The sequence below is a fragment of the Leucobacter celer subsp. astrifaciens genome (assembly GCF_001273835.1).
GTDB classification, from domain to species: domain Bacteria; phylum Actinomycetota; class Actinomycetes; order Actinomycetales; family Microbacteriaceae; genus Leucobacter; species Leucobacter celer.
Window position 1 is genome coordinate 24,761 of record NZ_JHEI01000147.1, and the last position, 26,736, is coordinate 51,496.

The 26,736-nt window shown below is 71.0% G+C and carries 16 protein-coding genes; 4 read left to right on the plus strand and 12 right to left on the minus strand.

The window, feature by feature from the left end:
- The first annotated feature begins 42 nt into the window (after nucleotides 1-42).
- Together AMS65_RS16470 and AMS65_RS16475 are read left to right on the plus strand one after the other, a co-directional pair.
- Entirely contained in the window at nucleotides 43-822 is a 780-nt protein-coding gene (locus tag AMS65_RS16470; protein WP_053385265.1) for a GntR family transcriptional regulator, read from the plus strand.
- Nucleotides 823-865: 43 nt separating this feature from the next.
- Nucleotides 866-1,582 carry a phosphonatase-like hydrolase gene (locus AMS65_RS16475; RefSeq protein ID WP_053385266.1) on the plus strand — a complete coding sequence of 239 codons (717 nt, stop codon included), beginning with the start codon at nucleotides 866-868 and terminating at the stop codon, nucleotides 1,580-1,582.
- Between the two features lie 142 nt (nucleotides 1,583-1,724).
- Here AMS65_RS16475 and AMS65_RS16480 read toward each other — a convergent pair whose 3' ends face one another.
- The 3 genes from AMS65_RS16480 to AMS65_RS16490 all read right to left on the minus strand — a co-directional run bounded on the left by AMS65_RS16480 (nucleotide 1,725) and on the right by AMS65_RS16490 (nucleotide 4,800).
- Nucleotides 1,725-2,729 (minus strand): hypothetical protein, encoded by a 1,005-nt coding sequence (locus AMS65_RS16480; protein WP_157502388.1) that lies wholly within the window; start codon nucleotides 2,727-2,729, stop codon nucleotides 1,725-1,727.
- 353 nt (nucleotides 2,730-3,082) lie between these two features.
- A complete protein-coding gene (locus AMS65_RS16485; RefSeq protein ID WP_053385268.1) occupies nucleotides 3,083-3,778 on the minus strand; it encodes an endonuclease/exonuclease/phosphatase family protein in 696 nt (231 codons plus the stop codon).
- Between the two features lie 107 nt (nucleotides 3,779-3,885).
- A complete protein-coding gene (locus AMS65_RS16490) occupies nucleotides 3,886-4,800 on the minus strand; it encodes a LysR family transcriptional regulator (RefSeq protein WP_053385269.1) in 915 nt (304 codons plus the stop codon).
- Nucleotides 4,801-5,014: 214 nt separating this feature from the next.
- Here AMS65_RS16490 and AMS65_RS16495 point away from each other — a divergent pair, with 214 nt between their 5' ends.
- Both AMS65_RS16495 and putP read left to right on the plus strand, forming a co-directional pair.
- On the plus strand, nucleotides 5,015-8,584 hold the full coding sequence (locus tag AMS65_RS16495; protein WP_053385270.1) for a proline dehydrogenase family protein: 3,570 nt from the start codon (nucleotides 5,015-5,017) through the stop codon (nucleotides 8,582-8,584).
- Nucleotides 8,585-8,708: 124 nt separating this feature from the next.
- On the plus strand, nucleotides 8,709-10,202 hold the full coding sequence (putP, locus tag AMS65_RS16500; RefSeq protein WP_053385292.1) for a sodium/proline symporter PutP: 1,494 nt from the start codon (nucleotides 8,709-8,711) through the stop codon (nucleotides 10,200-10,202).
- A 152-nt stretch (nucleotides 10,203-10,354) separates the two neighbouring features.
- Here the strand turns inward: putP and AMS65_RS16505 are convergent, their stop codons facing one another.
- From AMS65_RS16505 to AMS65_RS16545, 9 genes are all read right to left on the minus strand, one after another.
- On the minus strand, nucleotides 10,355-11,224 hold the full coding sequence (locus tag AMS65_RS16505) for an AraC family transcriptional regulator (protein ID WP_053385271.1): 870 nt from the start codon (nucleotides 11,222-11,224) through the stop codon (nucleotides 10,355-10,357).
- A gap of 229 nt (nucleotides 11,225-11,453) precedes the next feature.
- Complete coding sequence (locus tag AMS65_RS16510) at nucleotides 11,454-12,869, minus strand: DUF5684 domain-containing protein (protein WP_053385272.1); 1,416 nt, start codon at nucleotides 12,867-12,869, stop codon at nucleotides 11,454-11,456.
- A gap of 99 nt (nucleotides 12,870-12,968) precedes the next feature.
- Entirely contained in the window at nucleotides 12,969-13,652 is a 684-nt protein-coding gene (locus tag AMS65_RS16515; RefSeq protein WP_157502392.1) for a hypothetical protein, read from the minus strand.
- Nucleotides 13,649-14,494 carry a PP2C family protein-serine/threonine phosphatase gene (locus AMS65_RS16520; RefSeq protein ID WP_075201054.1) on the minus strand — a complete coding sequence of 282 codons (846 nt, stop codon included), beginning with the start codon at nucleotides 14,492-14,494 and terminating at the stop codon, nucleotides 13,649-13,651. Before AMS65_RS16520 ends, AMS65_RS16515 begins: the two co-directional genes overlap by 4 nt.
- A complete protein-coding gene (locus tag AMS65_RS16525) occupies nucleotides 14,491-16,950 on the minus strand; it encodes a DUF3488 domain-containing protein (RefSeq protein WP_083451792.1) in 2,460 nt (819 codons plus the stop codon). Before AMS65_RS16525 ends, AMS65_RS16520 begins: the two co-directional genes overlap by 4 nt.
- Complete coding sequence (locus AMS65_RS16530) at nucleotides 16,947-18,329, minus strand: DUF58 domain-containing protein (RefSeq protein ID WP_053385274.1); 1,383 nt, start codon at nucleotides 18,327-18,329, stop codon at nucleotides 16,947-16,949. The genes AMS65_RS16525 and AMS65_RS16530 overlap by 4 nt, the downstream gene beginning before the upstream one ends.
- Nucleotides 18,326-19,324 (minus strand): AAA family ATPase, encoded by a 999-nt coding sequence (locus AMS65_RS16535; protein WP_053385275.1) that lies wholly within the window; start codon nucleotides 19,322-19,324, stop codon nucleotides 18,326-18,328. The genes AMS65_RS16530 and AMS65_RS16535 overlap by 4 nt, the downstream gene beginning before the upstream one ends.
- Before the next feature lie 82 nt (nucleotides 19,325-19,406).
- Nucleotides 19,407-25,397: an Ig-like domain-containing protein gene (locus AMS65_RS16540; RefSeq protein WP_241489487.1), complete on the minus strand. Its 5,991-nt coding sequence runs from the start codon at nucleotides 25,395-25,397 to the stop codon at nucleotides 19,407-19,409.
- Nucleotides 25,397-26,536: a serine/threonine-protein kinase gene (locus AMS65_RS16545; RefSeq protein WP_306455235.1), complete on the minus strand. Its 1,140-nt coding sequence runs from the start codon at nucleotides 26,534-26,536 to the stop codon at nucleotides 25,397-25,399. Before AMS65_RS16545 ends, AMS65_RS16540 begins: the two co-directional genes overlap by 1 nt.
- Nucleotides 26,537-26,736 lie beyond the last annotated feature (200 nt).

The window sequence follows — 26,736 nt, forward strand, 5'->3', positions numbered from 1 at the left end:
GCGAGCATCTCAACTAGTCATGACAACTTATAAGCTGGCCGCATGAACGAGAACTCGCCCCTCCACGCTCAGCTGTACGAGGAGATGGTGCAGCGCATCCGCACCGGCGTCTGGCAGCCGGGCGACCGCGTGCCGAGCGAGAAATCCCTGGTCGCCGAGTTCGGCACGTCGCGAGGCCCCGTACGGCAGGCTCTCGCCGCGCTGCGCTCGGAGGGCATGATCATCGGAGGGCGGGGTGCGCCGCCCCGGGTGCAGCGCACCGCCCCGGCCCAGTCGTTCGACACGTTCATGTCGTTCACCGAGTGGGCGCGGGATCTCGGCATGGAGCCCGGCCAGCGCGTGATCGAGGCCAGCCGCCGACCCGCCACCGAGGAGATCGCCCGCGAGCTGCAGATCGCGCCCGACACGGCGGTGGTCGAGATCATCCGGCTGCGCCTGCTCGACGACAAGCCGGCCATGCTCGAGCGCTCCCTCTTCCCCTACGAGATCGGCAAGCACCTGATCACGGCGGACCTCGACAACGGCAGCATCTACCAGACGCTGTGCCAGTCGGGTGTGGTGCCGGTGCGAGCCCGGCACGTGATCGACGCGATCGCAGCGCACCCGCTCGAGGTCGAGCAGATGCACATCGCACCCGGCTCGCCGCTGCTGCGCGTGCGGCGACTCGCCTACAACGAGACGGGCACGGTCATCGAGAGCGCCGACGACCGCTACCTGCCCTCGATGGCCACGTTCGTCGTCGAGAACAGCGCCGAGCACCGCATCCCGCTCACCCGCCAGGCCGCGAACACCACCGCCGATCTCTTCGAACGCAGCGCCTGATCCCCAACTCGCCCCACCACCCCCTCGCATCCAAGGAGCACCCATGATCACCCTCGCCGTCTTCGACATGGCCGGCACCACCATCGACGACGGCGGAGCCGTCTACGAGGCGCTGCGGCGCGCGGTCGAGGAGACCGGTGTCATGGTCTCCCCCGCCGACCTGCAGACCTGGATGGGCACCGAGAAGCGCGCGGCCATCACGGCGCTCATCGAGCTCGGCGGCGGCGACCCCACCACCCCGGAGGGCCGGGTCGACGCGGCGTTCGAGCGTTTCCGCACGATCCTCGACGAGCTCTACACCGCCGAGCCGCCCACCCCCATCGACGGAGTACCCGAGGCCGTCGCCGCCCTGCGTGCCTCCGGCGTGCAGGTGGCGCTCACCACCGGGTTCTCGGTCGACGTGGCCGAGGGGATCCTCGATCAGCTGGGCTGGATCGTGGGCGACGGCGACGGATCCGCGTCGGCCGACGCGGTGCGGCTCGACGCCCTGGTCTGCGGTGACGAGGTCGCGGCCGGTCGCCCGGCGCCCTACATGATCCACCGCGCCATGGAGCGCACGGGCACCCTCGACGCCTCAGAGGTGCTCGTGGCCGGGGACACCGCGGTCGACGTGCAGGCCGGCGCCCACTCGGGCGCTGCGATCACGATCGGTGTGCTGTCGGGCAAGCTCGCGCGCGAGGCCTTCGAGGGGCAGCCCTACACGGAGCTGCTCGACTCGGTGGCCGAGATCCCGGCCTACCTCGCGGCCCGCACCGCGTAGCCGACGCCCCCTTCCCGGCTCCGCCATCTGCCCCTCCCTCTCTAAGTACACGAGACCATGCCCAACCTTCGAGAGCATGGCCGGATTCGCGTCTTTCGGGCATGGTATCGAAGGTCGGGCATGCTCTCGACGGGAATGATCCTCATGAGAGCCCCGGCACGTCGAGGCCGAAGCCGCGAAGCATGCGGCCGAACCGACGCGTCGTAGAGGTCTGAGCCCAGCCCCAGCGCACCACATCGTTGCGTGTGACGCCCTTCACCTTGACCTCGCGCTCCCGCTCATCGAGCAGCACCTGCTCGAGCGTACGCCCGCGCCGGAACTCGGGATCCGCGAACTTCACCCTCCCATCCATCTCCCCGAAGGTCCTCTGCCCCACGAAGAAGAAGTCCAGCCAAAAATTCTCGCCGTCAGGCCCGACCACGTGCACTTGGATCTCATGCGGCACTCGCAGCCTCACCAGGTGCAGGCGGCTCACGCTCTCGGCGACGGAGTCGGCTCTCGGATCTGCGATCCTCAGCAGCCACCGAGCCCGAGCCACACCCCTGCCCCCACGCATCGTGCCCAGCATCGCGAGTTCGCGCTCCCTCCACTCGTCCACGGCGCCGAGGTCCTGGTCTCGTGTCACTCCGAAAAGCCGCCGGAGTCCGGCATCCGCGCACCCGATCGCCGTTTCTGCCGGCGCCCATCTCGCGAGATCGATGACGGTGCGAGCCAACGACGTGACGCGCAGCCCCTCCACCTCGCAGATGTCCTCGTCGGGCACATCGGCGAGGTGCTGCAGCACCGGAGCCGAGCTCGTGCCCCGTCGCGCAGGCGAAGTCGTCACGTGAACGCGCTCCATCTGGCCCCGGCTGGTCCAGTAGATCGGGATCCCCCAGATCGCCGCTGCCGAGAGGTGCGAGAAGAGCGGCCTCGCCTGCTTCCGCAGCCGCGCCACCGCGAGCGTTCGCGCGAGCAGCTGCTCGTCGATGCGCATCGCATGCCAGGTCTCAGCGCGCATGTAGCATCCGCGCAGCACGCGCACGATCGCACCCGCGCAGACCGCGGCCGACAGTCCGCGCTCATCGTACTCGTCGCCGGCGAGCAGATTCCGCTTCAAGGCCAGCTGTCTGCGGACGAATCGGATCCGCTCACGATGCTCTCTCATCCCGTCAGCGTCGTCGAACACGGCGAGATTCGCCAGGCCGTTCAGGCCTGATGGGGAGAAATCGGCGCTCGAACCCTCGGATCAGCTCACTGTGAGCGAAATACCCCGATCCTGGGCGCAGGTCCCGGCGAAACCATGCCCTCTCCTCGAGAGCGTGTCTGATTCAGACGCATTCCGTCGTGTTCTCGGAGGCAGGACATGGTTTCGAGGTGGGGAGGGTCACGGCTGAAGCTCGGGCAGAGGCGGGACATGACGCGGACAACACGGGTGGACTGACCGGGCGGACCGGAATGGACCGGGACACAGCGCGGCACGAACAGACCAGGACGGACCGGGCGGACGGCGCGGACTCCTCAGGCGGGAACGGGGATGAGCGTGTCCGCGCGCAGCGAGGCCGAGACCAGGATCGGCAGGTGGTCGGAGAGACCGCGTCCGAGAGTCTGCACGCTGTTGATGTCGAGACCCGACGAGGTGGCGAAGTCGAAGTGCCCGCGGAACATCTTGTAACGGGTGTAGGTGCGCTTGTCGCTCAGACTGAGCTCGTACCCGTGATCCCGCATCTCGATGTCGAGGCGGCCCTTGAACACCGGGTAGTTGTAGTCGCCCACCATGAGCGCGGGCAGGCCGGGCCCGAGCTGGCGCAGCTGCGCGAGCGCCGTGTGGATCTGATAGCGGCGCAGCGAGTTGAGCGCGGTCAGCGGGGCCGCGTGAAACGAGGCCACGACGAGATCCCGCTCCGTCTCGAGGTCGTGCAGCCGCGCCCCCAGCAGGCGCTCGTGCGCCGGCGCGAGCAGGCGGTCGTGCAGCGACTTCTTCAGCTGGAAGGTGTGCGCCGTACGGGTGCGGAACCGTTCCTCGCGCACGTACATCGCGAGTCCCAGGCGGTTGCGCTCGGTCGCGTGCACCAGCGACAGATGGCCGAGGTGCGCCGGCAGCGCGATGGCCTCAGCCTCCTGCAAGCAGAGCACGTCGACCTCGTGATCATCGGCGAGCGCGCCGATCTCGGCGACGGCACGGTTCTTACGCAGGTTGTAGCTGACGACCTTCATACAGCGCCCCTCCTCGGGTTCTGCCGGAATTCCGACGTCACCCACTCTACCTCCGCAGATCTGGATGTCACCCGAGGCTTCTGGATGTCACCTGAGGCTTCCGGGTGTCACCGGAAGCTGAGATCCGCGGCCTCGGCGGCGAGCGCTTCGCGCACGGCGGCGAGCGCGGGATGCGAACCCCGCGAGGATCGCGCGGCCGTGAAGATGCTGCGGTGCGGATCCTCCGGCAGCGGCAGCAGCCGCACGTCGGCGGCCGCACCCGCGTGCACGAGTCCCGGGAGCAGTGAGACCGCGTTGCCCGACTCGATGAGCCGCAGGTGCGCCTGCAGGTCGGCGGTCTCGAAGCGCACATCCGGTTCGAAGCCGGCGCTGCGGCAGGCCTGCTCGGCCCAGTGCCGCGTCGCGGCCCCCTGCGGCTCCATCACCCACGGCAGCTCGGAGAGGTCGGCCAGCTCCCGGGCACGATCGAAGCGGGCGTCACCCGATCCGAGCGGAGGCAGGCCCAGGCGGATGGGATCCTGCGTGAGCGGTTCGCGATCCAGCCCGGTGAAGTGCGGAGTCGAGTGCCCGGGGTACTGCTCGGCGACCACCAGGTCGAAGCCCCGCGCCCAGGTCTCGCGCAGCGCCGCACCGGGCTCGTACTGCACCACCTCGACCCGCAGCGCGGGATAGCGCTCGCGCAGACGCCGCAACGCCCCCGGCATGATGGCCAGCACTGCCGTCTGGAAGGCGGCGACACGCACGACGCCCGCCACCTCCGCGCGCGCACGGTGCAGCGCCGACTCCGCGCGTTCGAGTGCCGCGAGCAGCTCCTCGGTCTCGCCCACGAGCGCCTCCCCCGCCGCCGTGAGCTCGAGCGTGCGGCCGGTCTTGCGCAGCAGAGGCACCCCCGCTTCGCGCTCCAGCACGGCCAGCTGCTGGGACACGGCGGAGGGACTGTAGTTGAGCGCATCCGCCACCGCGGCGACGGTGCCGCGCGCGTGCAACTCCCACAGCAGCCGCAGCCGTTTCACGTCCAGCATCGCGCTCCCGCCGAAAGCATCAGTTTTACTTCACTTTATCCTACAAAAAGCATCGCTTTACTTCATCCTTCAGAAGCCGCACACTGGCCTCAACGTCCAGTTGCACCGAGGCCCGGCGCATAGAACAGCACCGACGCCCCGCGTCATCGAACAGCACCGACGCCCCGCGTCATCGAACAGCACCGACGCCCCGCGTCATCGAGAAAGGTCACCAGTGAGCAGTCACGTCGCAGGCACCGCAGCCCGCCCCCAGGATCTCGCCGACGAGGCCATCCGTCTCGTGCAGCGCTGGTTGCACGAGGCCGCGCAGGTGCCCGCCGATCCCTCGGCCGAGCGTCTGGCCGGCGTGCTGCGCGACCCCAACGGCCTCGACTTCACCGTCGGCTTCGTCGACGGCGTGGTGCGACCCGAGGATCTGAGCGCCGCGGCGAAGAAGCTGAACGAGCTCACCCCCCTCACGCCGAAGTTCCTGCCCGCCCCCATGCGGGGCGCGATCGGCCTCGGCGGCGCCTTCGCGAAGCCGCTGCCCGGAGTGGTGGTGCCGATCGCCCGCAAGGTGCTGCGCCAGATGGTGAGCCACCTCATCATCGACGCGAGCGACGCCAAGCTCGGCCCCGCAATCACGAAGATCAAGCGCGACGGCGTGCGCCTCAACATCAACCTGCTCGGCGAGGCCATCCTCGGCGAGCACGAGGCCGAGCGCCGCCTCGCCGGCACCCACAAGCTGCTGGCTCGCGACGACGTCGACTACGTCTCCATCAAGGTCTCCTCGACCGTGGCCCCCCATAACCACTGGGCGTTCGACGAGGCCGTCGCGCACATCGAGGAGCAGCTCGTGCCGCTCTTCGAGCGCGCGAGCGCCGCCAGCCCGAAGAAGTTCATCAACCTCGACATGGAGGAGTACAAGGATCTCGACCTCACCGTCGCGGTCTTCAAGCGCATCCTCGAGCGTCCCGAGTTCACGACGCTCGAGGCCGGCATCGTGCTGCAGGCCTACCTGCCCGACGCGCTCGGCGCCATGATCGACCTGCAGGAGTGGGCGGCGCAGCGCGTCGCCGAGGGAGGCGCCCCCATCAAGGTGCGCATCGTGAAGGGCGCGAACCTGCCGATGGAGCAGGTCGACGCCGCGATCCACGGCTGGCCGGTCGCCACCTGGGGCAGCAAGCAGGATTCGGACACCAGCTACAAGGCCGTCATCGACTACGCGCTCACCCCGGAGCGGGTGAAGAACGTGCGCATCGGCGTGGCCGGCCACAATCTCTTCGACGTGGCGCTCGCCTGGTTGCTCGCAAAGGCCCGCGGCGCGCAGGCCGGCATCGAATTCGAGATGCTGCTCGGCATGGCCACGGGCCAGGCCGAGGCCGTGAAGCGCGAGGTCGGCTCCCTGCTGCTCTACACGCCCGTAGTGCACCCGCAGGAGTTCGACGTCGCGATCGCCTACCTGATCCGCCGCCTCGAGGAGGGCGCGAGCCAGGAGAACTTCATGTCGGCCGTATTCGAGTTGAACGACAACCCCGCGCTGTTCGAACGCGAGAAGCAGCGCTTCCTCTCCTCGCTCGGCGATCTCGACGGCATCACCGGCGACGGCACGGTCGAGTCGTACGCCGTTCCGGGGTCGAATCGCGTGCAGGATCGCCGTCGCTACGATGAGGCCGGCGCCGAGGCGCGCGTCGAAGCGCTCGTCGAGGCCGGTCGGCGGGGCGAGTTCGAGAACGCCCCCGACACCGATCCCGATCTGCCGGGCAACCGCGCCTGGGGGCGAGGGATCGCTGAGCGCATGGTCGACTCGCAGCTCGGCGCCGATCTCGTCGCCTCGTCGCGCATCGGCGACGAGGACGCCCTGAACGACGTCGTCGAGCGCGGTGTCGCGGCGGCGGCCGGCTGGCAGGCGCTCGGCGCCGACGAGCGCGCCCGCATCCTCTACCGCGCCGGAGAGCGCCTCGAGGCGAAGCGGGCCGAGCTGCTCGAGGTGATGGGATCCGAGTGCGGCAAGACACTGGATCAGGGCGACCCCGAGGTCTCGGAGGCGATCGACTTCGCCAACTACTACGCCATGCTGGGCCAGCTGCTCGAGCAGGTCGACGGCGCCGAGTTCCAGCCGCAGAAGCTGATCGCCGTCATCCCGCCGTGGAACTTCCCGGTCGCGATCCCCGCGGGTGGCGTGCTCTCGGCACTCGCCGCGGGATCCTCCGTGATCATCAAGCCCGCATCGAGCTCGGCCCGCTCGGGCGCCGTGATGGTCGAGGCGCTGTGGGAGGCGGGCGTGCCCCGCGAGGTGTTGCAGTTCGTGCAGTTCGACGAGCGCGAGCTCGGTGCGAAGCTGATCGGCGATTCCCGCGTGGACCGCGTCATCCTCACCGGCGCGTACGAGACCGCCGTGAAGTTCCGCGAGTTCCGGCAGGATCTGCCGATCCTCGCAGAGACGAGCGGCAAGAACGCCATCATCGTGACCCCGAACGCCGACCTCGATCTCGCAGCGAAGGACGTCGCGCTGTCCGCGTTCGGCCACGCCGGCCAGAAGTGCTCCGCGGCCTCGCTCGTGATCCTCGTCGGTTCGGTCGCCACCTCGAAGCGCTTCCGCGGCCAGCTGCTCGATGCCGTGCGCTCGCTCAAGGTGGGCACCCCCGAGCACCTCGAGACCCAGATGGGAACGGTCATCACCGCACCCGACGGCAAGCTACTGCGCGGCCTCACCGCACTCGGCCCGGGCGAGAAGTGGCTGATCGAGCCGAAGCCCCTCGAGAGCGACAGCCCGCTGGCCCGCGACGGGAAGGGCGGCAACAAGCTCTGGAGCCCCGGCGTGCGGGACGGAGTCGAGCGGGGCTCCGAGTACCACCTCACCGAATACTTCGGCCCGATCCTCGGCATCATGACGGCGAAAACCCTCGACGAGGCGATCGACATCGTCAACGAGATCGACTACGGCCTCACGAGCGGGCTGCACTCCCTCGACCGCGACGACCTCGCCCTGTGGCTGAATCGCATCGAGGCGGGCAACCTCTACGTCAACCGCGGCATCACGGGCGCGATCGTGCGCCGGCAGTCGTTCGGCGGCTGGAAGAAGTCGGCCATCGGCGCCGGCACCAAGGCCGGCGGCCCCAACTACCTGCACGGCCTCGGCGACTGGACCGACGCCCCCGTCGCGGGCGAGCTGCGGGCGCCCCGTCCCCGCGTGGCCCCGCTGCTGACGGCGGCGCAGCAGGCCGGTATCGCGGGTGAGGAGCTCGACTGGCTGCGCACGGCGCTCGGGACCGACGCCGCGGCGTGGGAGGACGAGTTCGGGATCGCGCGCGACGCCTCCGGGCTCGGCGTCGAGCGCAACCTGCTGCGCTACCTGCCCGTGCCGCTCACCGTCCGCATCACCGCCGACGCCCCGCTGCACCGGGCTCTCCGCGTGATCGGCGCCGGCCTCGCGGCAGGGTCGGCGCCCGTCGTGAGCACCCCCGTCGCGCTGCCGCAGCCGGTCCTCTCCGCGCTCGCCGCCGCGGGCGTGGACGTGCACTTCGAGGACGCCGCCGCGTGGGCCACCCGCGTGCAGCGACTCGCCGCGCTGCAGGGTCCGCAGGCGGGCGCCCGCATCCGCGTGGTCGCCGGCGCATCGCGCGAGGCGGAGGTGGCTGCGGTCTACGAGGCCACGGCGGGCAAACCCGACATCGCGGTCTACGGCGGCGAGGTCGTGTCTGCCGGTCGGGTGGAGATGCTGCCGTACCTGCACGAGCAGGCGGTCTCGATCACCGCGCACCGCTTCGGTACGCCGAATCAGCTCTCCGAGGGGCTGATCTAACCCCGCAATCCGATCGACCGGCCCGGTCCACGCCCCGCGGCCGGTCGATCTGTGTCAGGGTGGACGAGACACCACCCTCGCGCTCCGATTCTCAGAACCACCCTTCGAAAGAAAAGAGACGATGATGTCCGATCAGGTATTCCTCTACATCGCCCTCGGGTTGTACTTCGCGCTGATGCTGTTCATCGGCTACATGGCGTTCCGCAAGACGAGCGACCACGAGGGCTACATGCTCGCCGGCCGCGGGCTACCGCCATGGGTCGCGGCGCTCAGCGCCGGCGCCTCGGACATGTCGGGCTGGCTCATCATGGGCCTGCCGGGCGCGATCTACGCGACGGGCCTCATCGAGGGGTGGATCGCGGTCGGCCTGCTCATCGGCGCCTACCTCAACTGGCGACTCGTCGCGCCCCGCCTGCGGGCCTACACCGAGGTGTCGCGCAACTCGATCACGATCCCGAGCTTCTTCGAGAACCGGCTGCGCGACCGCTCGCGGATGCTGCGCACCATCTCGAGCATCATCATCCTCGTGTTCTTCACGCTCTACGCCTCCTCCGGCATGGTGGCGGGCGGCATCTTCTACGAGAGCGCGTTCGGCGGCGAGTACCTGCTCGGCATGCTCATCGTCACCGGTGTCACCCTCACCTACACGCTGTTCGGCGGCTTCCTGGGAGCCTCGCTCACCGACGTGGTGCAGGGGCTCATGATGGTCACCGCGCTCATCGTGGTGCCCATCGTGGCGATCATCAACATCGGCGGTTTCGGCGAGACCGCGAGCATCGTCGAGACGGTGGGAGCCGGCAACCTGTCGCTCATCGGCGGCAGCGAGCTGGGGGCCGGCGCCGCCGCGCTGATCATCATCTCGGGGCTCGCCTGGGGCCTCGGCTACTTCGGGCAGCCGCACATCATCGTGCGCTTCATGGCGCTGCGCAGCACGCGCGATGCGGCGAGCGCCCGCCGCATCGGCACCAGCTGGCAGTTCCTGTCGCTGCTCGGAGCCGTGAGCGCCGGCCTCATCGGCATCGCCTACTTCGAGAAGTTCGGCGGCGCGCCGTCGAACCCCGAGACCGTGGTGCTGCTGATGTCGCAGACGCTGCTGCATCCGCTCGTCGCGGGCTTCGTGCTGGCCTCGGTGCTCGCGGCGATCATGAGCACGCTGTCGAGTCAGCTCATCGTCTGCTCCTCCGCGCTCGTCGAGGACATCTACCGCGCGGTGAAGAAGCCGGCCCCGAGTGAGAAGACGCTCGTGATCCTCGGCCGCGTCGGCGTGCTGATCATCACGATCATCGCCGCTCTGCTCGCGATCAGCCCCAATGACAGCATCCTCGGCCTCGTGTCGTTCGCCTGGGCCGGGTTCGGCGCCGCCTTCGGCCCGATCGTGCTGCTGAGCCTCTACTGGCGCAAGCTCACCAACTGGGGCGCGCTCGCCGGCATGGTCGCCGGTGCTGCCGCGGTGTTCATCTGGAAGGCCTTCAACACGGGCCTGTACGAGCTGCTGCCCGCCTTCATCATCGCGATGATCGTCGCGGTCGTGGTGAGCCTCGCCACCTATCGCCGCAACGACGAGATCGAGCAGGAGTTCACCGACACCGGCACGATGATCGCTCTCGGCAAGCGCTGAGGCGGCGTCCCCCGCGGGCGCCGCGCTCTCACCCTCGCCCTCGCCCTATCTTCGCGCGCCAGTAGTTGTCGGCAAACCTCGGTTTTGCCGACAACTACTGGCGCGCGAAGGTGTCTCGCGGGGCGGTACGGAGCGGAGCGGGGCGGGCTCGACTACGCGCGCTCGATGGGCAGCCAGAGTTCGGTCGTCGCGGTGCTGAAGTCGTCCGCGCGTTCGAGTACGCTCACGATCGAGGGGCCGGGTCGCAGACGCCACGGGTTCGCGGGGAACCAATCGGTAGCAGTCGCGGCCCAGGTCTCCTGCAGCGCAGCCGGATACGGGCCCGCCGTTCGGAACACCGCCCAGTCCCCGGCAGGAACGGCGACCGAGTCCAGCTCTTCGGGGACGGTCGTGCCGGCATCGACCGATACCCCGTGCAGATAGGTCAGCTCGGTCCCCTCCGCGTAGTCCGGGTCGACGTCGGCCGACACCGCGAGCAGACCTCGGGGCTGCGCGCTCGACAGCGCTTTGAGGCGCGCGTGCGCCTCGGCTGGAAGCGCAGCGATATGGGCCTGGATGTGCGGATTCGCGCCGCTGTGGATCAGCGGCACTCGTGCGGCATGACCCACCAGCCGCAACTCGGGCAGTTCAGCGATTCGTGCGTCCATGGAGACACTCCCTTCGATAGCGATGCGCAACCGGAGTTTCGGCTGCGCGCGAAGGGGGCCGCCGTGCTCGCGCACCTCGGCGACGCTCGCGCCGTGCACCGCGCGGAACGCCCGGCCGAAGGCCTCGGTCGACGAGTACCCGTAGCGCACGGCGATGTCGAGGATTCGATCGGTGCCCATCACGTCCGAGGCCGCGACCGTCATACGCCGCCGGCGCACGTACTCGGCCAGGGGCATGCCGAACAGCGACGAGAACATGCGACGCAGGTGGTACTCGGTCGTGCCGTGCGCACGGGCGATATCCCCGACGTCGAGTTCGTCGCCAGCCAACCCGTCCTCGACGACGTCGAGGATCCGGCCGAGTGCAACGATCACGATGGCTCCCTTCGATCTCCAGCCTGGTCGCATCCCACGCCGTGCACCCGATAGTACGAGTCGGGTTCGATCGCGTTCGCGGCTGAGGCGCCGGGGCGTCGCGTCGCAGGGTAGGGGCGGGTGGATCCTGCGACTCGCTGCGCTCGCGCAGGATGACGATATGGGAGCCATGCTCGCGCAGGATGACGAGGTGTGCGCCGCGCTCGCCGCGGTCGCACGGGAGCGGCGATCAGCCGATGCGGCGCAGGCGCACCTCGAGCGTGCCGATGACCAGCTGCTCGATGACCTCGTACTCGCGCCCCGCCTCGAGCGGCACCTTCTCGCCGCTCTCGTCGACGAGCGCGACCCCGTTGGTCGACTGCAGATCCTCGATCGTCCAGTCCTCCCCGTTGCGCCGCATGCGCGCGTGGGTCTTCGACATGGTGCGCGTCGGGTCTGCGATCTGCAGCGGCCTCGCGCCGCCGACCGGCTCGGGCTTGCGCCCGACCACCACGTCGTCGCCGTCCAGTTCGAGCACTTCGCCGTCGGGCAGTTCGATGCCCCAGCGCACGCGTCGCTGCACCACCACCGTGCGGTCGTCGCTGTCGTCGCTCACCGTCGCCGGCGCGGCGGGAGCGGGCACCGGCTGGGCGAGAGCCGCGGGCACCGGAATCGGTGCTGCCGGAGCAGCTGCAGCGGCAGGCGCGGGATCCCCTGGCGCGTCGAAGATGGTGGCGCCGGCAGGCTGATCCGGCACCGCGACGGGCTCCGAGTGAGCGGTCCCCGGTGCGGGGGCCTGGTCGTGCGCCGGGCGGGCGTCGAACTCCTCCTGGGGTTCGGGCCAGGAGAAGGGCTGGGGCGGCACGGACGCCCCGAACGGCGTCGCGCTGCGAGGCGCCTGCTCCTCGGAGGCGAGTCGCTCGAAGGCGCCCTCCGTGGTGTGGCTGAATCCCCAGGCGTTCGCCTGCTGCGGCGGCTGCGGCGCGGCCGGGGCTGGAGGTGCGGCCGGCACCGGCGGAACAGCCGGTGCCGCGAGGGGGGAGCCGGGCGCCTGCGGAGCAGGGGCTTGCGGGGCGGGTGCCTCGAACGCCGGTGCCGCGGGGACGGGCGGCACCGGTGCCGGCGGGGCGTACTGCTGGGGGGCCGCCGGAGGCGCCGCGAACTGCTGCGGCGCCGGGGGCACGCTCTGCCAGCCGTCGCCGCCGGGCTGCTGATATCCCTGGGGTTCGGCCTGGTAGCCCTGCTGCTGCCCCACCCCGGCATAGGCGGCGCCGTGCCCGCGGTCGGCGTATCCGGCGTCGCGGATGTGGTTCGCGAGCAGCATCGCCCACAGCGGGGGGATGAAGATGCCGAGCACCGTGAAGCCGGCTCCTCTGCCGTGCTCCGCGTTGATACGACTGATCGCGATGATCGTCACGATGAGTACCACGATGCCGAGCCCCGGGATGAGGCCGAGCAGCACGAGCCACCCCGGCAACCCGCACCGCTGGATCAGCTGCCACTGGTTCCACAGCGGCACCCAGCCGGCCCAGGAGGGCAGCCCGAGATAGGGGAAGAGCCGCGACAGCGACCAGAGATACCAGACGTAGTAGGCGATCGCCACCAGCGACCAGATGCCTGCAATCGCCAGAATCGCCGTCGGATCGACGTTGGGACTGTTATCCATTGCTCTGTTCCGTCCTCTAACTCCCGGTGCGCGATGGTCTCTCCGACCCGCGCGCCGCTACAACTCTGCCATGAATCGCACCGTCAGCGCACCACTGCATCATCCGAAGGCGATCCTCGCGATCACCGTCAGACCCGCCGCGGCGAGCACCACCACCCCGGCGTAGCAGATCAGTGTGACGGCCCGCTCCCGTCGGAAGCGCCTCGCGAGCGACGGCAGCGGGGGCCGTTCGGCCGCGTACCGCGGCTCTGCGGCGGGAGGCGGTCCGATCCGGCGCAGCACCTCGTCCGGTTGTACCGCGGCCGACGCGTTCGCCGCGCGGGCACCGTACACCCGCGCGGGGCCTCGCCTCAGCGGAGCGGACGACGGCCTCTGCGACGGGACGGGCTCCACGATCGGAGGCGCGGGATCCCCCCGCAGTGCGCCGGCCCGCTCCCCGCCGGAGGGCACCCGCTCCCAGCCGGAGGGTGCTCGCTCCGCGCCGGCGTCCCGCGGATGCACGACGGTCTCATCGTCGACATGCGGACGCACCACCGTCGTCGCGTCCTCCACGACGTGCGGGCGCACGAACGTCGCGTCGTCCGGGACATCGGCCGCACGCACCACCGTCTCATCGTCGGAGACGTCGACCTCCCGCAGCACCGTCGCGTCGTCGTCGACCGTGCGCGACGGAACCACCACGGTCGCCTCTTCGAGCGCCTCCGTCTCGACGCCCAGCATTCGGCTTCGCGCCGGCTCTCGATCCCGCGCCGGCTCTCGATCCTGTCCCTGATCCGTCGTCATCGCACCGGCCTCGTCACCTCGATGGTCTCGTCATCGCCCTCCACGTCGGCGGATTCTTCGAGCGACGCGGCCGGGGACACCACGCCGGCCACCGTGTCGACGATGATCACGGAGACGTTGTCCCGACCCCCCGCCTGGCATGCGCGGCGCACCAGCTCCTCGGCCACGGACTCCGCTCTGCCGCCGACCGTCAGCACGGCGCGCAGCTCCTCATCCTCGAGTTCGGTGGTGAGGCCGTCCGAGCAGATCAGCAGGCGGGTGCCGGTGCGCACCGGCACCAGCCAGGCGTCGTGACGCGAGTCATCTGATCCGAGCGCCCGGGTGATCACGTTGCGCGGCGTGCTCGCCGCAGCCGCGTCACCCGCAGCCTCCAGCTCGGCCTGCAGCGAGTGGTCCACCGTGACCTGGGCCAGCGCCGCGCCGCGGTGCTGGTAGACCCGCGAGTCGCCGATGTTGAGCACGTACCAGTGCGGCTCCCCCCGGTGCTCGACGAGCACGGCTCCGGTCAGCGTGCAGCCGGCGCCCCGCTCCGTGCCGTGCGCCACCGCATCGACTGCGGCGCGGGCCGCATGCAGGGCAGTCGACACGTCGTCGATGGATGCCGCGCTCCCCGTTGCCGCCAGCTCGGCGAACGCCTCGATCGCCGCCGCGCTCGCGCGATCCCCGGCTTCGTGCCCGCCCATGCCGTCGGCGACGATGAACACCGGCTCCTGCGCCAGCAGCGAGTCCTCGTTCACCGACCGCCGCACGCCGACGTCGCTGCGCGCGGCCGCCTCGATGACCACCGGTGCGCTGTCGCGCCACAGCTGCGTCAGCGCTCCACCGCCGTAGTGCCTGTTCATCCGATCTCGCTTTCCGCCGGCGCCGCACGGCGCCGGTCCCTCCGGAGCCCGTACGAGCGCAGCGAATAGGCGGCGCGGAGTCTCGCCGCCCGCTTCATCGAAGCTGCGCGCTCCGCGCGATCCTCATCCGCTGCGCGCCACAGCAGATCGGCCTCGTCGTCCCCGATCATCACCGGCGAGAATACCGCGCGGTCGACCTGCTGCGCAGCCCAGACCGCCGGCCGGGTCGCGAGCGCCGCGCCGACCTCGCGCCGTGTCGCCGCGGTCGGCACCTCCGCACCCGCGTCCCTCGCGCGATCCACCATCTCCTCCCAGGCTCCCAGCGCTCGCAGCTCCGGGTCGGGCTCCGCACGCCGGCGCCGGCGGCGCAGACGCTTCGCAACGGGCAGGAAGAGCAGCGGGATCAGCAGCAGCGCGAGCGCGGCCGCGGAGAGGCCGACGATCCGGAGCACGGGCCACAGCCAGAAGTCGCCGCGGTCGGCGGTCGGATCGACGTCGCTCTCGCCCTGCTCGCCGAGCCCGATCGGAGGATCCACCTCGCGCACGTCGCGCTCCTCGGGAGTGGTGGGGAACTCCGGCAGCTGCTCGCCCTCCTCGAGGCGCTGCGGCCGCTGCTCGAGCTGCGGGGTGACGTCGAAGGCGACCCAGTCGCCGCGATCGCCGCGCACCTCGATCCAGGCGGCGAGATGCTCGCCGGTGCACGCGTTCGCGCACGCGGGCACGCCGGGGATCTCCTCGCCGCCGAGCCGTACGCCGAGCACGACGCGGGAGTCGTAGCCCAGGGCACGCGCCACGAGCGCCGCCGCAGCAGCGAACTGCTCGTCGTCGCCGACGCCCGCGACGAGCTGCGCCTCGTCGGGGTTCTCGCCCGCGGCGGCCTGCTGGGCGTTGAGCTGCGCGAAGAGGTCCTCGATGCGGGCGAGCGAGTGCCCTCCGGCGCTCGGTTCGAAGCTCGTGCCGTACTGCTCGGAGAGCCGTTCGAGCCATACGCGCTCACCCTCGCTCTCGCTCATGGCGTGACTCAGGTAGCCGCGGGCGCGCAGCCGGTCGATCATCTCGGTCAGGCCCTCGGCGTCGGCCGCCACGTTCTGGTGGTCGATCCACGTCGCCATCTCGGGGGTCTCATCGAGCTCGACCTGGGGGACGCCGGACGGGGCGCCGAGTTCGCCGCTCGCGGGGGCCGTCTCCATGTCGGCCGAGTATCCGTCGCCCTCGGCGAGCCCGGTCACGGCGCCGTCTCGGGGCACGGCGATCGCGCCCCCGGTCTCGCGGTTGACGTAGAACGCGTCGGAGAGGGCCTCGGCCCGCGGCCCGCTGAACCGCGGCGGCGAGCCGAGCTTCGCCGTCGGCGCCCAGATGTCGGCGTACCCCTCGCCGATCTCCACGCCGATACGGCTCGGGCTCGTGAGGCTCTCTCCGCTCGGGAAGCGGGTGAAGCGCCCGGCGGCGTCCTGGCTCACGTGGAAGTCGACGCCGTCGTAGCTGTCGAGCACCGAGAGACGCAGCCGCTGCGGCAGCCCGCGGTCGCCCTGCACCGTGAACATGGTGCGGTCGATCGTGTCATCGCGCTTGGCGCTGCGGTAGGCGGCGAGCGGACTGGGACGATCCCGGATCACGATCTCGGGGTCGATGCGGTCGCGGGGCACGGCTCGTGCGTCCGCGTCGAGCACGGGGGCGAGGATCGCGCCTGCCGCGAGCACCACCACGAGAATGGCCGCACCGGTGAATGCGCGCGCGATCCCGCCGCTGCGGCGATCACCGGCGACGCGGCCGAGACGCAGGGCGGCGCGGCGATCGGCTCCCGATGTCCACGCCACCCAGACGGCGGCGAGCAGCGCCGCGACCAGCCAGATCGCGATCTCGCGCGGGGCGACGATCGTGAGCGGGCCGAGGTGCAGCGGAGCGCTCGTCTGCGAGGCGCCGAACACGGTGCCGAACGCGACCGGGGCGAGCATGGGGATCGCCGCGAACGCCGATCGACGACCGGGGTGCTGCGCGATGACCGTCACCAGCAGCGCGGTGGCGAGCAGCACGACATACGCGGGCACGAGCACGGTGCGGTAAGTGCCCACCGGCAGCGCGAGGGTGAGCAGCTGCTTCCACCCCAGCGCGACCGCGGCGAGCCCGTCGAGCAGCCCGCGCAGCGGCCCGATCGTGAGCGATTCGGGCACCGCGACGGGCACCACGGTCAGCGCGAACACACCCAGCACGAGCGCTGCGAGCACGGGGAAGCGGATCCGCCAGCGCGCCCTCGCCCAGGCGATGCCGCCGCCGAGCACCAGCGCAACGGCCGCCACGAGCCACAGCCACGACGTCTGATAGATCGGCCAGGCCGCGAGCACGCCGAGCACGAGCGAGGCCGCTGCCGCGCTCAGCCCGCCGAGCAGGCGCACGACCGGAGTGAGGGCCGCTCCCCTGGACGGCGTGGGCGCGCCGCCGGGCACTGCGCCGCTCATCGTGCACTCCGGAGCATCATCTGGGGCAGGTCGCCGAGCGCTCCGACGGTGAACATGGTGAGCGGATCGATGCGTTGCGCACGCGGCTCCGCGTGCAGCTCGCAGCGCACCGCGAGCACGTGCACGTCGCCCGTGAAGGCGGCCGAGGCGCGTCGGATGCGCGTGGGATCGGGCAGAGCACCCGTGACGATCACGACGATGGAGAGCGGCCGCCTGGAGCGGGCGAGGCCACTGGCGAGCGCCTCGAACGGGAGCCCTTCGGGCGCCGACTCCAGCTCCGACCACGCGTTGAGCAGCTGCTGCGGATCGCGCGCCGGCAGCTCTTCGAGGCCGTCGATGCTGGGTCGCACCCGGCCGGGCGCCCAAGCCGAGGCGATGAAGCGCTCGCGGCCCTCGCGCACCGCCTGCACCGAGATCGAGGCGGCCACGCTCACGGCCAACTCGAACTCGTCTGCGTTCTGGTACTCCTCGGGTCTGGCGTCGAACAGCACCGCGACGCGCGCGGTCTGCGATTCCTCGAACTGGCGCACCATCAGCGTGCCGGTCTTGGCGGTCGATTTCCAGTGCACGTGGCGCATGGCGTCGCCCGGCGCGTACTCGCGCACGGCGTAGAAGGAGAGGTCGGAATCGGTGAGCCGGCGGCTGGCAGCGCCCTCGAGGTCGCGCACGAGACCGGCCGTGTTCGGCGGCAGCTGCGCCGTGGCCGGATGCACGTACACGAGGTGCCTCTCGGGCCAGGTGACCTCGCGGCGCAGCAGGCCGAGGGGGTCGCGGCGGGCGATCGTGAGCGGCCCCACCTGGATCAGACCGCGGTGGGGCGCCGGGATCGTCATCGGCAGCTCCGCCCCCGAGTGCGGTCCGATGAAGGGGATCGTGACCTCGCGCAACGCGTCGCCGACCGGCAGCTCGGCGACCGCGGGCAGCGCCGGGCGCGCACCCTCGTTCTCCACTCGCAGGCGCAGCTGCACCTCGCCCCCGGCCACCACGCTGCGCCGGTCGATCTCGATCCCCACCCGGTAGGCGCGGCTGCCGATGAGGAACGGCAGCGCGACGAGCAGCAGCAGTGCGCCGACGGCGGCGACGTACCAGGCCTCGATCCAGGAGAATCCCGCGCCGAGCGCGACCCCCGTCACCGTGAGCGCGATGACGAACCAGCCGAGCGGCGTGACCGCCTGCACGGTCGCGCGCCACGAACGCAGCAGGGTGCGACGGGTGCGGCGCCACCATCTGCGCACGGTGACGCGGCGGCGCTGACCGTTGCCGAGCGCACGCGTCGAGGTGCGCGTCTCGCCGAGACGCGATCCCGTGCGGGTGCCCCGCGTCGTACCGCCCCGGGTCGCCGTGCGGAACAGCCGGCTGCGGGTGTTCTCCGTGCTCACGCGGTGCCGTTCTCCTGCGGGATCGGGGTGTCGATCAGGATCTGGCCGATCACGGCTTCGGCGGTGACGCCGTCGAACTCGGCTTCCGCCTCGAGCACCAGGCGGTGCGCGAGCGCAGGGATGGCGAGCTCGCGCACGTCGTCGGGCGTGACGTAGGGACGGCCCGAGACGAGCGCCCACGCGGCCGAGAGGCGCACGAGCGCGAGCGCACCGCGCACGCTCGCACCGAGCCGCACCTCGCCGGCTCGCCGGCTCGCCTCGACCAGCCGCGAGACGTACTCGGCGATGAGCGGGCTGACGTGCACGGAGCGCGAGAACTGCTGCAGCTGCGCGAGGGTGCCCGTGTTCATGACGGTCGGCACCTCGGGCGTCACCGAGATCTGCTGCAGGATGCGCATCATCGCGGCGTCATCGGGGTAGCCGATCGAGGTCTTCACCATGAAGCGGTCGAGCTGCGCCTCGGGCAGCCGGTAGGTGCCCGCCTGCTCGACCGGGTTCTGGGTGGCGATCACGAGGAAGGGCGTGTTGACGATGTGGCTCTGCCCGTCGACCGTGACCTGGTGCTCCTCCATCACTTCGAGCAGCGCGGACTGCGTCTTCGGGCTGGCGCGGTTGATCTCATCGGCGAGCACGACGTTGGCGAAGATCGGTCCGGCGTGGAACTCGAAGATGCCCTGCTTCTGGTCGTAGACCGTGATGCCGGTGACGTCGCCGGGCAGCAGGTCGGGCGTGAACTGGATGCGCGACGAGGTGCCGTGCATCGCCTTGGCGAGAGCCCTGGCCAGCGCCGTCTTGCCGGTGCCCGGCACATCCTCGAGCAGCACGTGGCCGCCCGCGATCGCGGTGGCGAGCACCAGCTCGATCACACGGCGCTTGCCCTGGATCGCGCGCTCCATCGCGTCGGCCGCGGTGCGCACGGCGTCGCTCGCCCATCGCGCGCGTTCGTCGGTCAGGGGGCCGGTCGATTCGACGGTGAGCGTGGGCTCGGGTGTCATCTGTGTGTCCTTCATATCGATGCGAGATGGTCTGTTCGGGATCGCCGTCCGGCGCTCCGGTCGCCCGGTGCAGGGCTGCCGCTCACGGCCCGGTGTCTTCCGGATCTGGCGTTTCCGGCGGCGCCGGGGGCGCGATGATGCCCGTATAGGTCACCGGGTCCCGACCGGGGATGGTCACGATCACGTCGTTGCCGCTCACCGTATAGGTGATCGGCCCGCCGGCCTGGCCTGCCGATGTGAAGTACGAGGCGATCGTGGCCTGGCTCGGATCCGCATCATCCGGACCCCGCGGGATCGTACCGTCGGTCTTGGTGAGAGTGAACGGCCTGAGGCTGCCGTCCGCCGGTCTGATCGAGCCGGGGTGCGAGCAGTTCGTCTCCTGACCGTCGTCGCCCACCGCGCACTGCACCACGCTCGGCGTCGGGTTCTGCGGTGTGACGGGATCGTGCTTCGGCCCCGGAGAGTCGGCGGAGAGGTTGGCATCCCAGGTGATCTCGCCGGCATTCCAAGAGGCGGTCACGCCGTCGAACGTCGGGGCCGTCGGCACCGTGTACGTGCCGTTCACAGTGGGAAGCCGCGATCCCGAGCGCTCGGTGTTCGAGGTCGCTTCGCCGCTCTTCCCGTACGAGTTGGAGGCCGACATCGTGCCGCTGTAGAGCCGATGTTTGCGCAGTGGACCGCCGGTGACGGTAGCACTGGTACTCTCGCCCGCTCCCCCGGCGATGCTGTAGCGGTAGGTGAGCGCGTCGCCGCCGTTGGCGGCGAAGCCCGACCCTGTCAGCGTCCAGTCGGTGCGATCTGCGCCGCTGAGACTGAGCAAGACGGTGCCGGTGGTCGGCGCGCCGATGGGGGTCGCGGAAGCCGTCTTCGCAGCTCCACGGCCGCCGTCGGATCCGGTGTAGCCGGGCGGGATCTTATCGGCGCTGTCGGCGGCGATCACGCTGAAGGCGTGGGACTCGCCCGCGGGGAACTCTCGGGTGAACGACCCGGCAGAGACCGACTCGGTCGTGCCGTTGATCGACAACTCCAGCGCGGGCGCCTGGCTCGAGCCGATGGTCACCCTGACCCGCCCCTTGCCGGAATCAGTGTTCTCCGGCCAGGTCACGGTCTCGGCGCGGATCGACGGCGAAGTCGGCGGAACGTAGGCCCACGTCTCGGCACCGTTCGCGGTCTGCTCGGACGCGCCCACCGCGTTCACGGCGCGTGCGCCGTACATCCGCGGCTGACCGGGTCGGAGACCGGTGACAGTGCAGCTGGCCTGGCCGCCGGCCAGAGAGCAGCTTCCCACCGAGGCGCCGTTCGAGACGAGCTCGACGCCCGACACCGCCGGGTGCGAGGCCTCGGAGCTGAGCGCGACCGAGAGGGTGACGCTGCTGCCGTCGGCTCGCACCGGAGTGATGCCCACCGGCGCGCGCGGCACGCCCTGAGCGTCGAGTTCGATGGTGCCCGACCCCGTGCGGTTCTGGGCGTCGCGCACCGTGAAGGTCGCCGTGCACCGACCGCCGGGGCCGCCGGAACCCTTGGGCCAGCCGACGCTCACGCCGTTGCCGGACACCTGCAGCGAGCCGTACACGCAGGCCCCGGCGTCGATCGACTCGAGCTTCAGGCCTCCGCCGCTCTTGCCCGCGAAGGGGTCGTACTCCCCGGGCGCCCCGATGAGCTGGGCCTGGCAGCTCGATCCGACCGTGCAGTTCAGCTGCACCGTCGCGCCCCGCGGGGCATCCTTCGCGGCCGTTCCCACGCGCAGTGTGAGCGGAGCCGCGCTCTCGCCGGATCCGGTCACGCTCACCGAGAGCACGTCCTGCGCGCCCGGCACGGCATCAGCCCGTGCCTGCACCGTCACCTGCGTGCCGGCCGGGCTCACCTCGAAGCTGCCACCGCCGCCGCTCACCTGGAAGGCGAGAGATCCGGTGTTCCCCTCACGACCACCCTCCCAGCGCACCATGTCGAGCAGGTCGATCGTCTCCGAGGCCCCCGGAGCGACCGTGCGCGTCAGCCCCTCGAGGGTCACCACCGGCTGATCCGGCACGATCTGCACCGGCACCGACAGCTGCGTCCAGACCTTCTGCTCGGTCAGCTTCACCGAGATCAGGCAGCTGTCGACCCACGGCTGCTCCTTCCCGGCGCTGTATCGCAGCGACGACGCACCGGTGGCCTCGCAACGCGCCTGAGCCCGCTGCGAGGGGAACGGTCCCACCTTGAACTCGGCGTCGTCGCCGGGGCCCAGATCCACGATGTCCGCGAGTGCGGCGTCGACCGTCTTGCCCTCGTTCACGCGCAGCGGGGCGAGGCCCGGGGTCAGCGTGAGACGCAGCTCGTCGAGCGGCGGGATCACGAGGAAGCCGAAGCTCTCGACCTCCGCGCCGGTGAGGTCCTTGCCCGCCAGGCGGAAGGGCACGAGGTCGCCATCCGCGCTGTAGTTGCCCGAGATGCGGTTGCCGTCGGCCGTGAAGCGCTCGGCGGCCTTGCCCCAGACGGAGAGCTTCAGCGAGCGCACATCGCCTGCGTTCCAGTAGACCCGGTCGGTGACCACATCGACGCCGCCGCGCTCCAGCTCGGCGCGATCCCTCGCCGACAGCACGGTGTCGCGCACAGTGGGCGCCTGCTGCCCGACACGGGTCGACACCTGCACCACGATGAGCCCGTCGGCCGTGCTCTTGCTCTCGGGCGAGCGCACGGTGTAGCGATATGAGACCGTGCCGGGTTCGTCGCTGCCGCGCACGAGCACCCGACCCTCCTTCAGCTGGGAGAGGTCCAGTCGGTCGAGCAGCTGCCGGTACTGCGCCGACTCCGTGCCGCCGGCGACATTGGGAACCACCTCGACCAGCTGCAGCTTGCCGCCGGCCGGATCGATGTCGTTGTCGAGCGGCTGCACGACCGCGGGCTCCTGGGAGCCCTGCACCAGCCGCACGTAGTCGCTGTAGGTGATCGGCGCGCCGGCCTCGGGGTCCGTCTCGGTGACGATCACCCGAAGGCGCCCCTCGGCTTCCCCGCCGAACTCATCGCGCACGGAGTATCCGAGCACGCGCACCCCGGCTTCCGCCTGCGCGGACGCCTCCACCAGGATCGCGGAACTGCGCGGGGCCAGCGTCGTGGAGAGCTGGGGATCGTCCGAGGCGCCGACGCCGAGCAGCCGCACGCGATCACCATCGGGATCGACTCCCGACAGCGGCACCTGCGTCGTCACCCGTTCACCCGGTGCGAGCCGCACCGTCAGCGCGCGGGGCTGCGGGTCCCGGTTGCCGTCGCGCGGCAGCACGGTCACCCGCACGTGACCGACGTCGCTCGCCTCGGGAGTGCTCGCGCCGTAGGTCGTGTAGCTGAGCGTGTAGGTGCCGGGCTCGCTCGGTGCGAGGTACCGCAGCGTGTTCCCCGAGGCGAAGGCGAGTTCGCCCTTCGCGCCCGAGCCGCTGATCTCCGGGTGCAGCACGAGGCGCTGCCCCGGGGGCGAGACATCGTTGTCGAGCACCGGGATGTCGGCGATGGATCCCGCGCGCACCGTGATGTTGTCGGCCACCGCGATCGCACCGGCCTCACCCGATTCGGGAACCTGGAACACCGTGAGCCTGCCGATCGCGGTGTCGCCGCCCTCGGCGATCGCCACGTCGACCGAGCCGATGCGGCCCGGCGCCCCGTCGGGCGTGCTGCCCGAGACCCGCACCTGAGCGTGCTCGATCACGTCGGCGCGCAGTTCTCCGTCGACGGTCTTCGCCCCCCGCACCACCAGAGCACGGCCGTTGGCGCCGGGAACGGCGTCGAGCACGTCGACGGTGGTGTCCGCGAGCGGGCGCACGAAGGCCCGCATCGGGGGAAGCGCGAGTTCGGGCCGTGCTTCGACGGCGGTGACGCGCATCACGCCGTCGATCTCGGCGTCGGTTCCGGTGTCGCGAGCCGTGATCGCGATCACGGTCACACCCGGCTGCTTCGCCGTCACCTCGATGGTGCCCGCGTTCACGCTCGCCACAACCTCGGCTTTGCCGCTCTGCACCGAGGCGTCGACGAGCGCGTACGACCCCGATCCGCCCACGATGCGGCCGAGTGGTCGCACCCCGCTCGGCTGTCCCACCTGCGCCGTCGCCGCGATCGGGCTCAGCACGGCCTTCGCGTTGCTGCGGATCTGCACGACGAGTTCTCGATCGGTCGTATCGCCGCGGCTGTCGGCCACCCGCAGCCGCACCACGACCTCCCCGTCGGGCGCGTTGGGGTCGGCGTGGCGCAGCGCCAGCCGGCCATCCGCCGTGACGAGTGCGCGCACCGGGTCCTCGGAGTTCGCCGGTGTCGCCGATTCGAGCATCATGGGATCGCCCTGCGGGTCGACCCACCCCTCCAGCACGGGCAGCACCAGGGTGCCGCCCGGGGCGAGCTCGGGGCTCGGCCACTCCCGCTGGCACCCCTCCACCGGGCACCACTGGGGTGCGGAGTTCTCGTCGGGGCCGGCCACCGTCAGCGACACCGTGGCGGCCTCCGAGACGTTCACACCGTCGGTGATGCGGTAGCTGAACCGCGTCGAGCCCGTCGCGTCGTCAGCCGGGCGGATCACGAGCGACTGCCCGTCGGGGAGCACCGACAGCGCACCGAACTCCGGGGCCAGACCGTCGCCCAGCCCCTCCGTCACGATCGTGAGCACGTCTTTGCGGTTGGGATCGAAATCGTTGAGCAGCACCGGAAGCAGGGCGGGCTCGCCCGCACGCACGCCGAAGGCGTCGTCCACGGCGACCGGCGGCTCCTGCTCGGTGACGTCGGTGACGACGACCGTGCCGCTGCGCTCCTTGGGAGGATCGGCGAGGGACCACTGCTCCACGGGGATCAGCTTGCCGTCGGGCACGGTCCACAGCATGCCCGTCTTCACCTCGGAGAGCAGCGCGCTCGTGCCGCTGCTGCGGATCACCGGCTCGGGGTCGCCCGGCAGGTCGACGCTGTCGTCCAGTTCGAGCTGCCGCACCTCGTCGTCGGCCCAGAGCCGGGCGCCGGCCTGACCGATCCAGGCCGCATAGCGCTCGGCGCCGAGCGACACCGGCTGCGCGGCGACGCCGGCGGCCTCGGCGACGCGAACGAGCTCGCCGTCGTGCAGCGACCAGAGCCCCGCGGCGTCGGCCACGAGCACGGCATCGCCCGCGGCGGCGCCGCTCGACGCCTGCAGCCGCGGGTCCCCCGCAGCATCGATCTCGGCCGGATCCCCCGCTCCCTCGCGCCACAGGCGGCCGGCCTCGGGCTCGAGAATCGCCCACTCCCCCGCCACGATCGCGAGCTGCGCGTCGTCCGCGACGATCTCCTCGGGCACCCGGTCGACGCCCACGAACTCGTCGCGCTCGAGCGAGTACCAGCGCACCTCGTGATCGGCGGCAGAGAACAGCGCTACCGAACCCTCGTCGTCGAGAGCGACCGCCGTCGCGAAGAATCTCGTCGGCTCTTCGTCGCTTTCCTCGTCCTGCTCCCGCGCTCGCTCCTCGGCGAAGGGGTCGAGCAGCCGCGGATCCTGGAGTTGCGTCGCCGCACCTCCCGCCTCGGCGAAACGGCTCAGGTAGGCCTCGCCCTCCTCCGTGCGCAGCAGCACCGCGTCGGCCGCGACGATCGCGTCGCGAGTGCCGTCGGGCAGACGCAGCGCGCCGGCCGCGTCGCCCCCGGCGCTCACCGGCTGCGCGCTCGTCCCGTCACCGGCATCGGGCCCACCGGCATCGGCTCCATCGCCCCCGGCGGGCGCCGACTCCTCGACCAGGTCGCGCGGCAGCGTCGGATCGATGTTCCAGGCACGGCCGTTGCCGTGGCTCAGCACGACGCCATGGCCGCCCGCCTGCAGCAGGCCGCTCGGATCCTCGACGCTGCGCACCGTATCGATCTCGGCTGTCAGCGTGTTCACCCGCGCGTACTGCCCCGCGCTGCGCAGCGCCCACACCGAGGGATCCTCGCGCGGCGCCTCCCGCGCATCGTACCCCGCGGCGATCACCGCGATGGTCGCGATCATCGCGATCGACGCTCCGCCGGCGACCCACGTCAGCACGCGGGAGCGCAGACTCTGGCCCGAACGGGGCCGCGATGATCCCGCGCCGCGCCGCGCGCCGCCCTGCCGGGCCATCACAGGCCTCCCATGAGCGCGAAGACCACCGCGGCGATGCCCAGTACGGCCACGGCCGATCCCGCTCCGATGAGGGCAGGTTTCAGCGCCGACGGCGAGCGGCGCGGCTCGTCGGTGCGATCTCGTCGCTGCTGCTGCGCCAGCTCGGCCCGCTTCTGCGCGCGGCTCGACTCCTGCACCGTCGAGATCGTGGGCCCGCGCACGCCGCGCACCGCGGACGGCGGCGTGACCCAGGCCGACTCGATGACGTCGAGCGGTGTGACGTTGAAACGGTAGTGCAGCTGCAACTGCTGCAGGGCCGCTCCGAACTCCCGCATCGAAGCGAAGCGCTGCTCGGGCTGCTTCGCGAGCGTGCGGGCGATCACGGCGTCGAATGCCTCGTAGCCCGTGGCGCCGGGCACCGGCGTATAGACGGCTCGCATGATCCTCTCCTGCAGCTTCTCCTGCGTCTGCCGCTTGCCGTCCTGGCTGGCGAAGGGCGCCCGGCCGGCGGCGAAGGTGTAGAGCGTCGCCCCGAGGGACCAGATCTCGCTCGCGATCGTACCGCTCGTCTGGCCGGAGACCACCTCGGGCGCCGCCCAGGGGATGGACATGGCCTGGCTCGTGCCCTCCCCTCGCATCTGTCCGCGCAGCGATACGATGCCGAAGTCGGCGAGCACCGGCCGTCCCGTCGTGGCGAGCAGCACGTTCGAGGGCTTGATATCCCGGTGCAGCACGCCGGACTGGTGCGCCGTCTCGAGCGCGCCCGAGAGCCTCACTCCGGCGTCGAGCACCTGTTCGAGGGGCACCGGGCTGCCCTTCGAACGGTTGCGGAAGGACTCGGGGCAGTACTCCATGGCGATGTAGGGTCGCCCATCGCTCGATACGCTCGCGCTGAAGATCGACACGATGGAGGGATGGCTCGACAGACGCGCCATCGCGTCGGCCTCGGCCTCGAAGGCCGAGCGATCGCTCGCCGTCGCAAGATCCTCACCCAGCACCTTGATCGCAACCACCCTGCGAGGCATATCCTGCTCATACTGATACACCTGGGCGAAGCCACCAGAACCCAGAGGCCTGACATAGCTGAAACCTGAAATACGCGGAGGCTTCACCGCTGCACTCTTAGGCATCGGACTGCTCCGCGCAGACTTCCCCATACGCAGACATACCCCATAGCCTAAAGCACGAACGGCCCCTCCGCGCACAGCGGAGGGGCCGTTCGTGAGCGCCCGCTTACCGGGGCCTCACCGTCGCCGGAGGCGACAGTAGGAGCCGACTTCTCGCCGACTCAGCGGCGGAAATCCTACTCGTCGCCGGAGGCGACAGTCGGAGCCGGCCGCAGTCGGCTCGACGAAAA

Coding starts and splice junctions, on each gene's coding strand:
- AMS65_RS16470 (WP_053385265.1), top strand. CDS start 43: ATGAACGAGAACTCGCCCCTCCACGCTCAGCTGTACGAGGAGATGGTG.
- AMS65_RS16475 (WP_053385266.1), top strand. CDS start 866: ATGATCACCCTCGCCGTCTTCGACATGGCCGGCACCACCATCGACGAC.
- AMS65_RS16480 (WP_157502388.1), bottom strand. CDS start 2,729: ATGAGAGAGCATCGTGAGCGGATCCGATTCGTCCGCAGACAGCTGGCC.
- AMS65_RS16485 (WP_053385268.1), bottom strand. CDS start 3,778: ATGAAGGTCGTCAGCTACAACCTGCGTAAGAACCGTGCCGTCGCCGAG.
- AMS65_RS16490 (WP_053385269.1), bottom strand. CDS start 4,800: ATGCTGGACGTGAAACGGCTGCGGCTGCTGTGGGAGTTGCACGCGCGC.
- putP (WP_053385292.1), top strand. CDS start 8,709: ATGTCCGATCAGGTATTCCTCTACATCGCCCTCGGGTTGTACTTCGCG.
- AMS65_RS16510 (WP_053385272.1), bottom strand. CDS start 12,869: ATGGATAACAGTCCCAACGTCGATCCGACGGCGATTCTGGCGATTGCA.
- AMS65_RS16515 (WP_157502392.1), bottom strand. CDS start 13,652: ATGACGACGGATCAGGGACAGGATCGAGAGCCGGCGCGGGATCGAGAG.
- AMS65_RS16520 (WP_075201054.1), bottom strand. CDS start 14,494: ATGAACAGGCACTACGGCGGTGGAGCGCTGACGCAGCTGTGGCGCGAC.
- AMS65_RS16525 (WP_083451792.1), bottom strand. CDS start 16,950: ATGAGCGGCGCAGTGCCCGGCGGCGCGCCCACGCCGTCCAGGGGAGCG.
- AMS65_RS16535 (WP_053385275.1), bottom strand. CDS start 19,324: ATGACACCCGAGCCCACGCTCACCGTCGAATCGACCGGCCCCCTGACC.
- AMS65_RS16540 (WP_241489487.1), bottom strand. CDS start 25,397: ATGGCCCGGCAGGGCGGCGCGCGGCGCGGCGCGGGATCATCGCGGCCC.
- AMS65_RS16545 (WP_306455235.1), bottom strand. CDS start 26,536: ATGGGGAAGTCTGCGCGGAGCAGTCCGATGCCTAAGAGTGCAGCGGTG.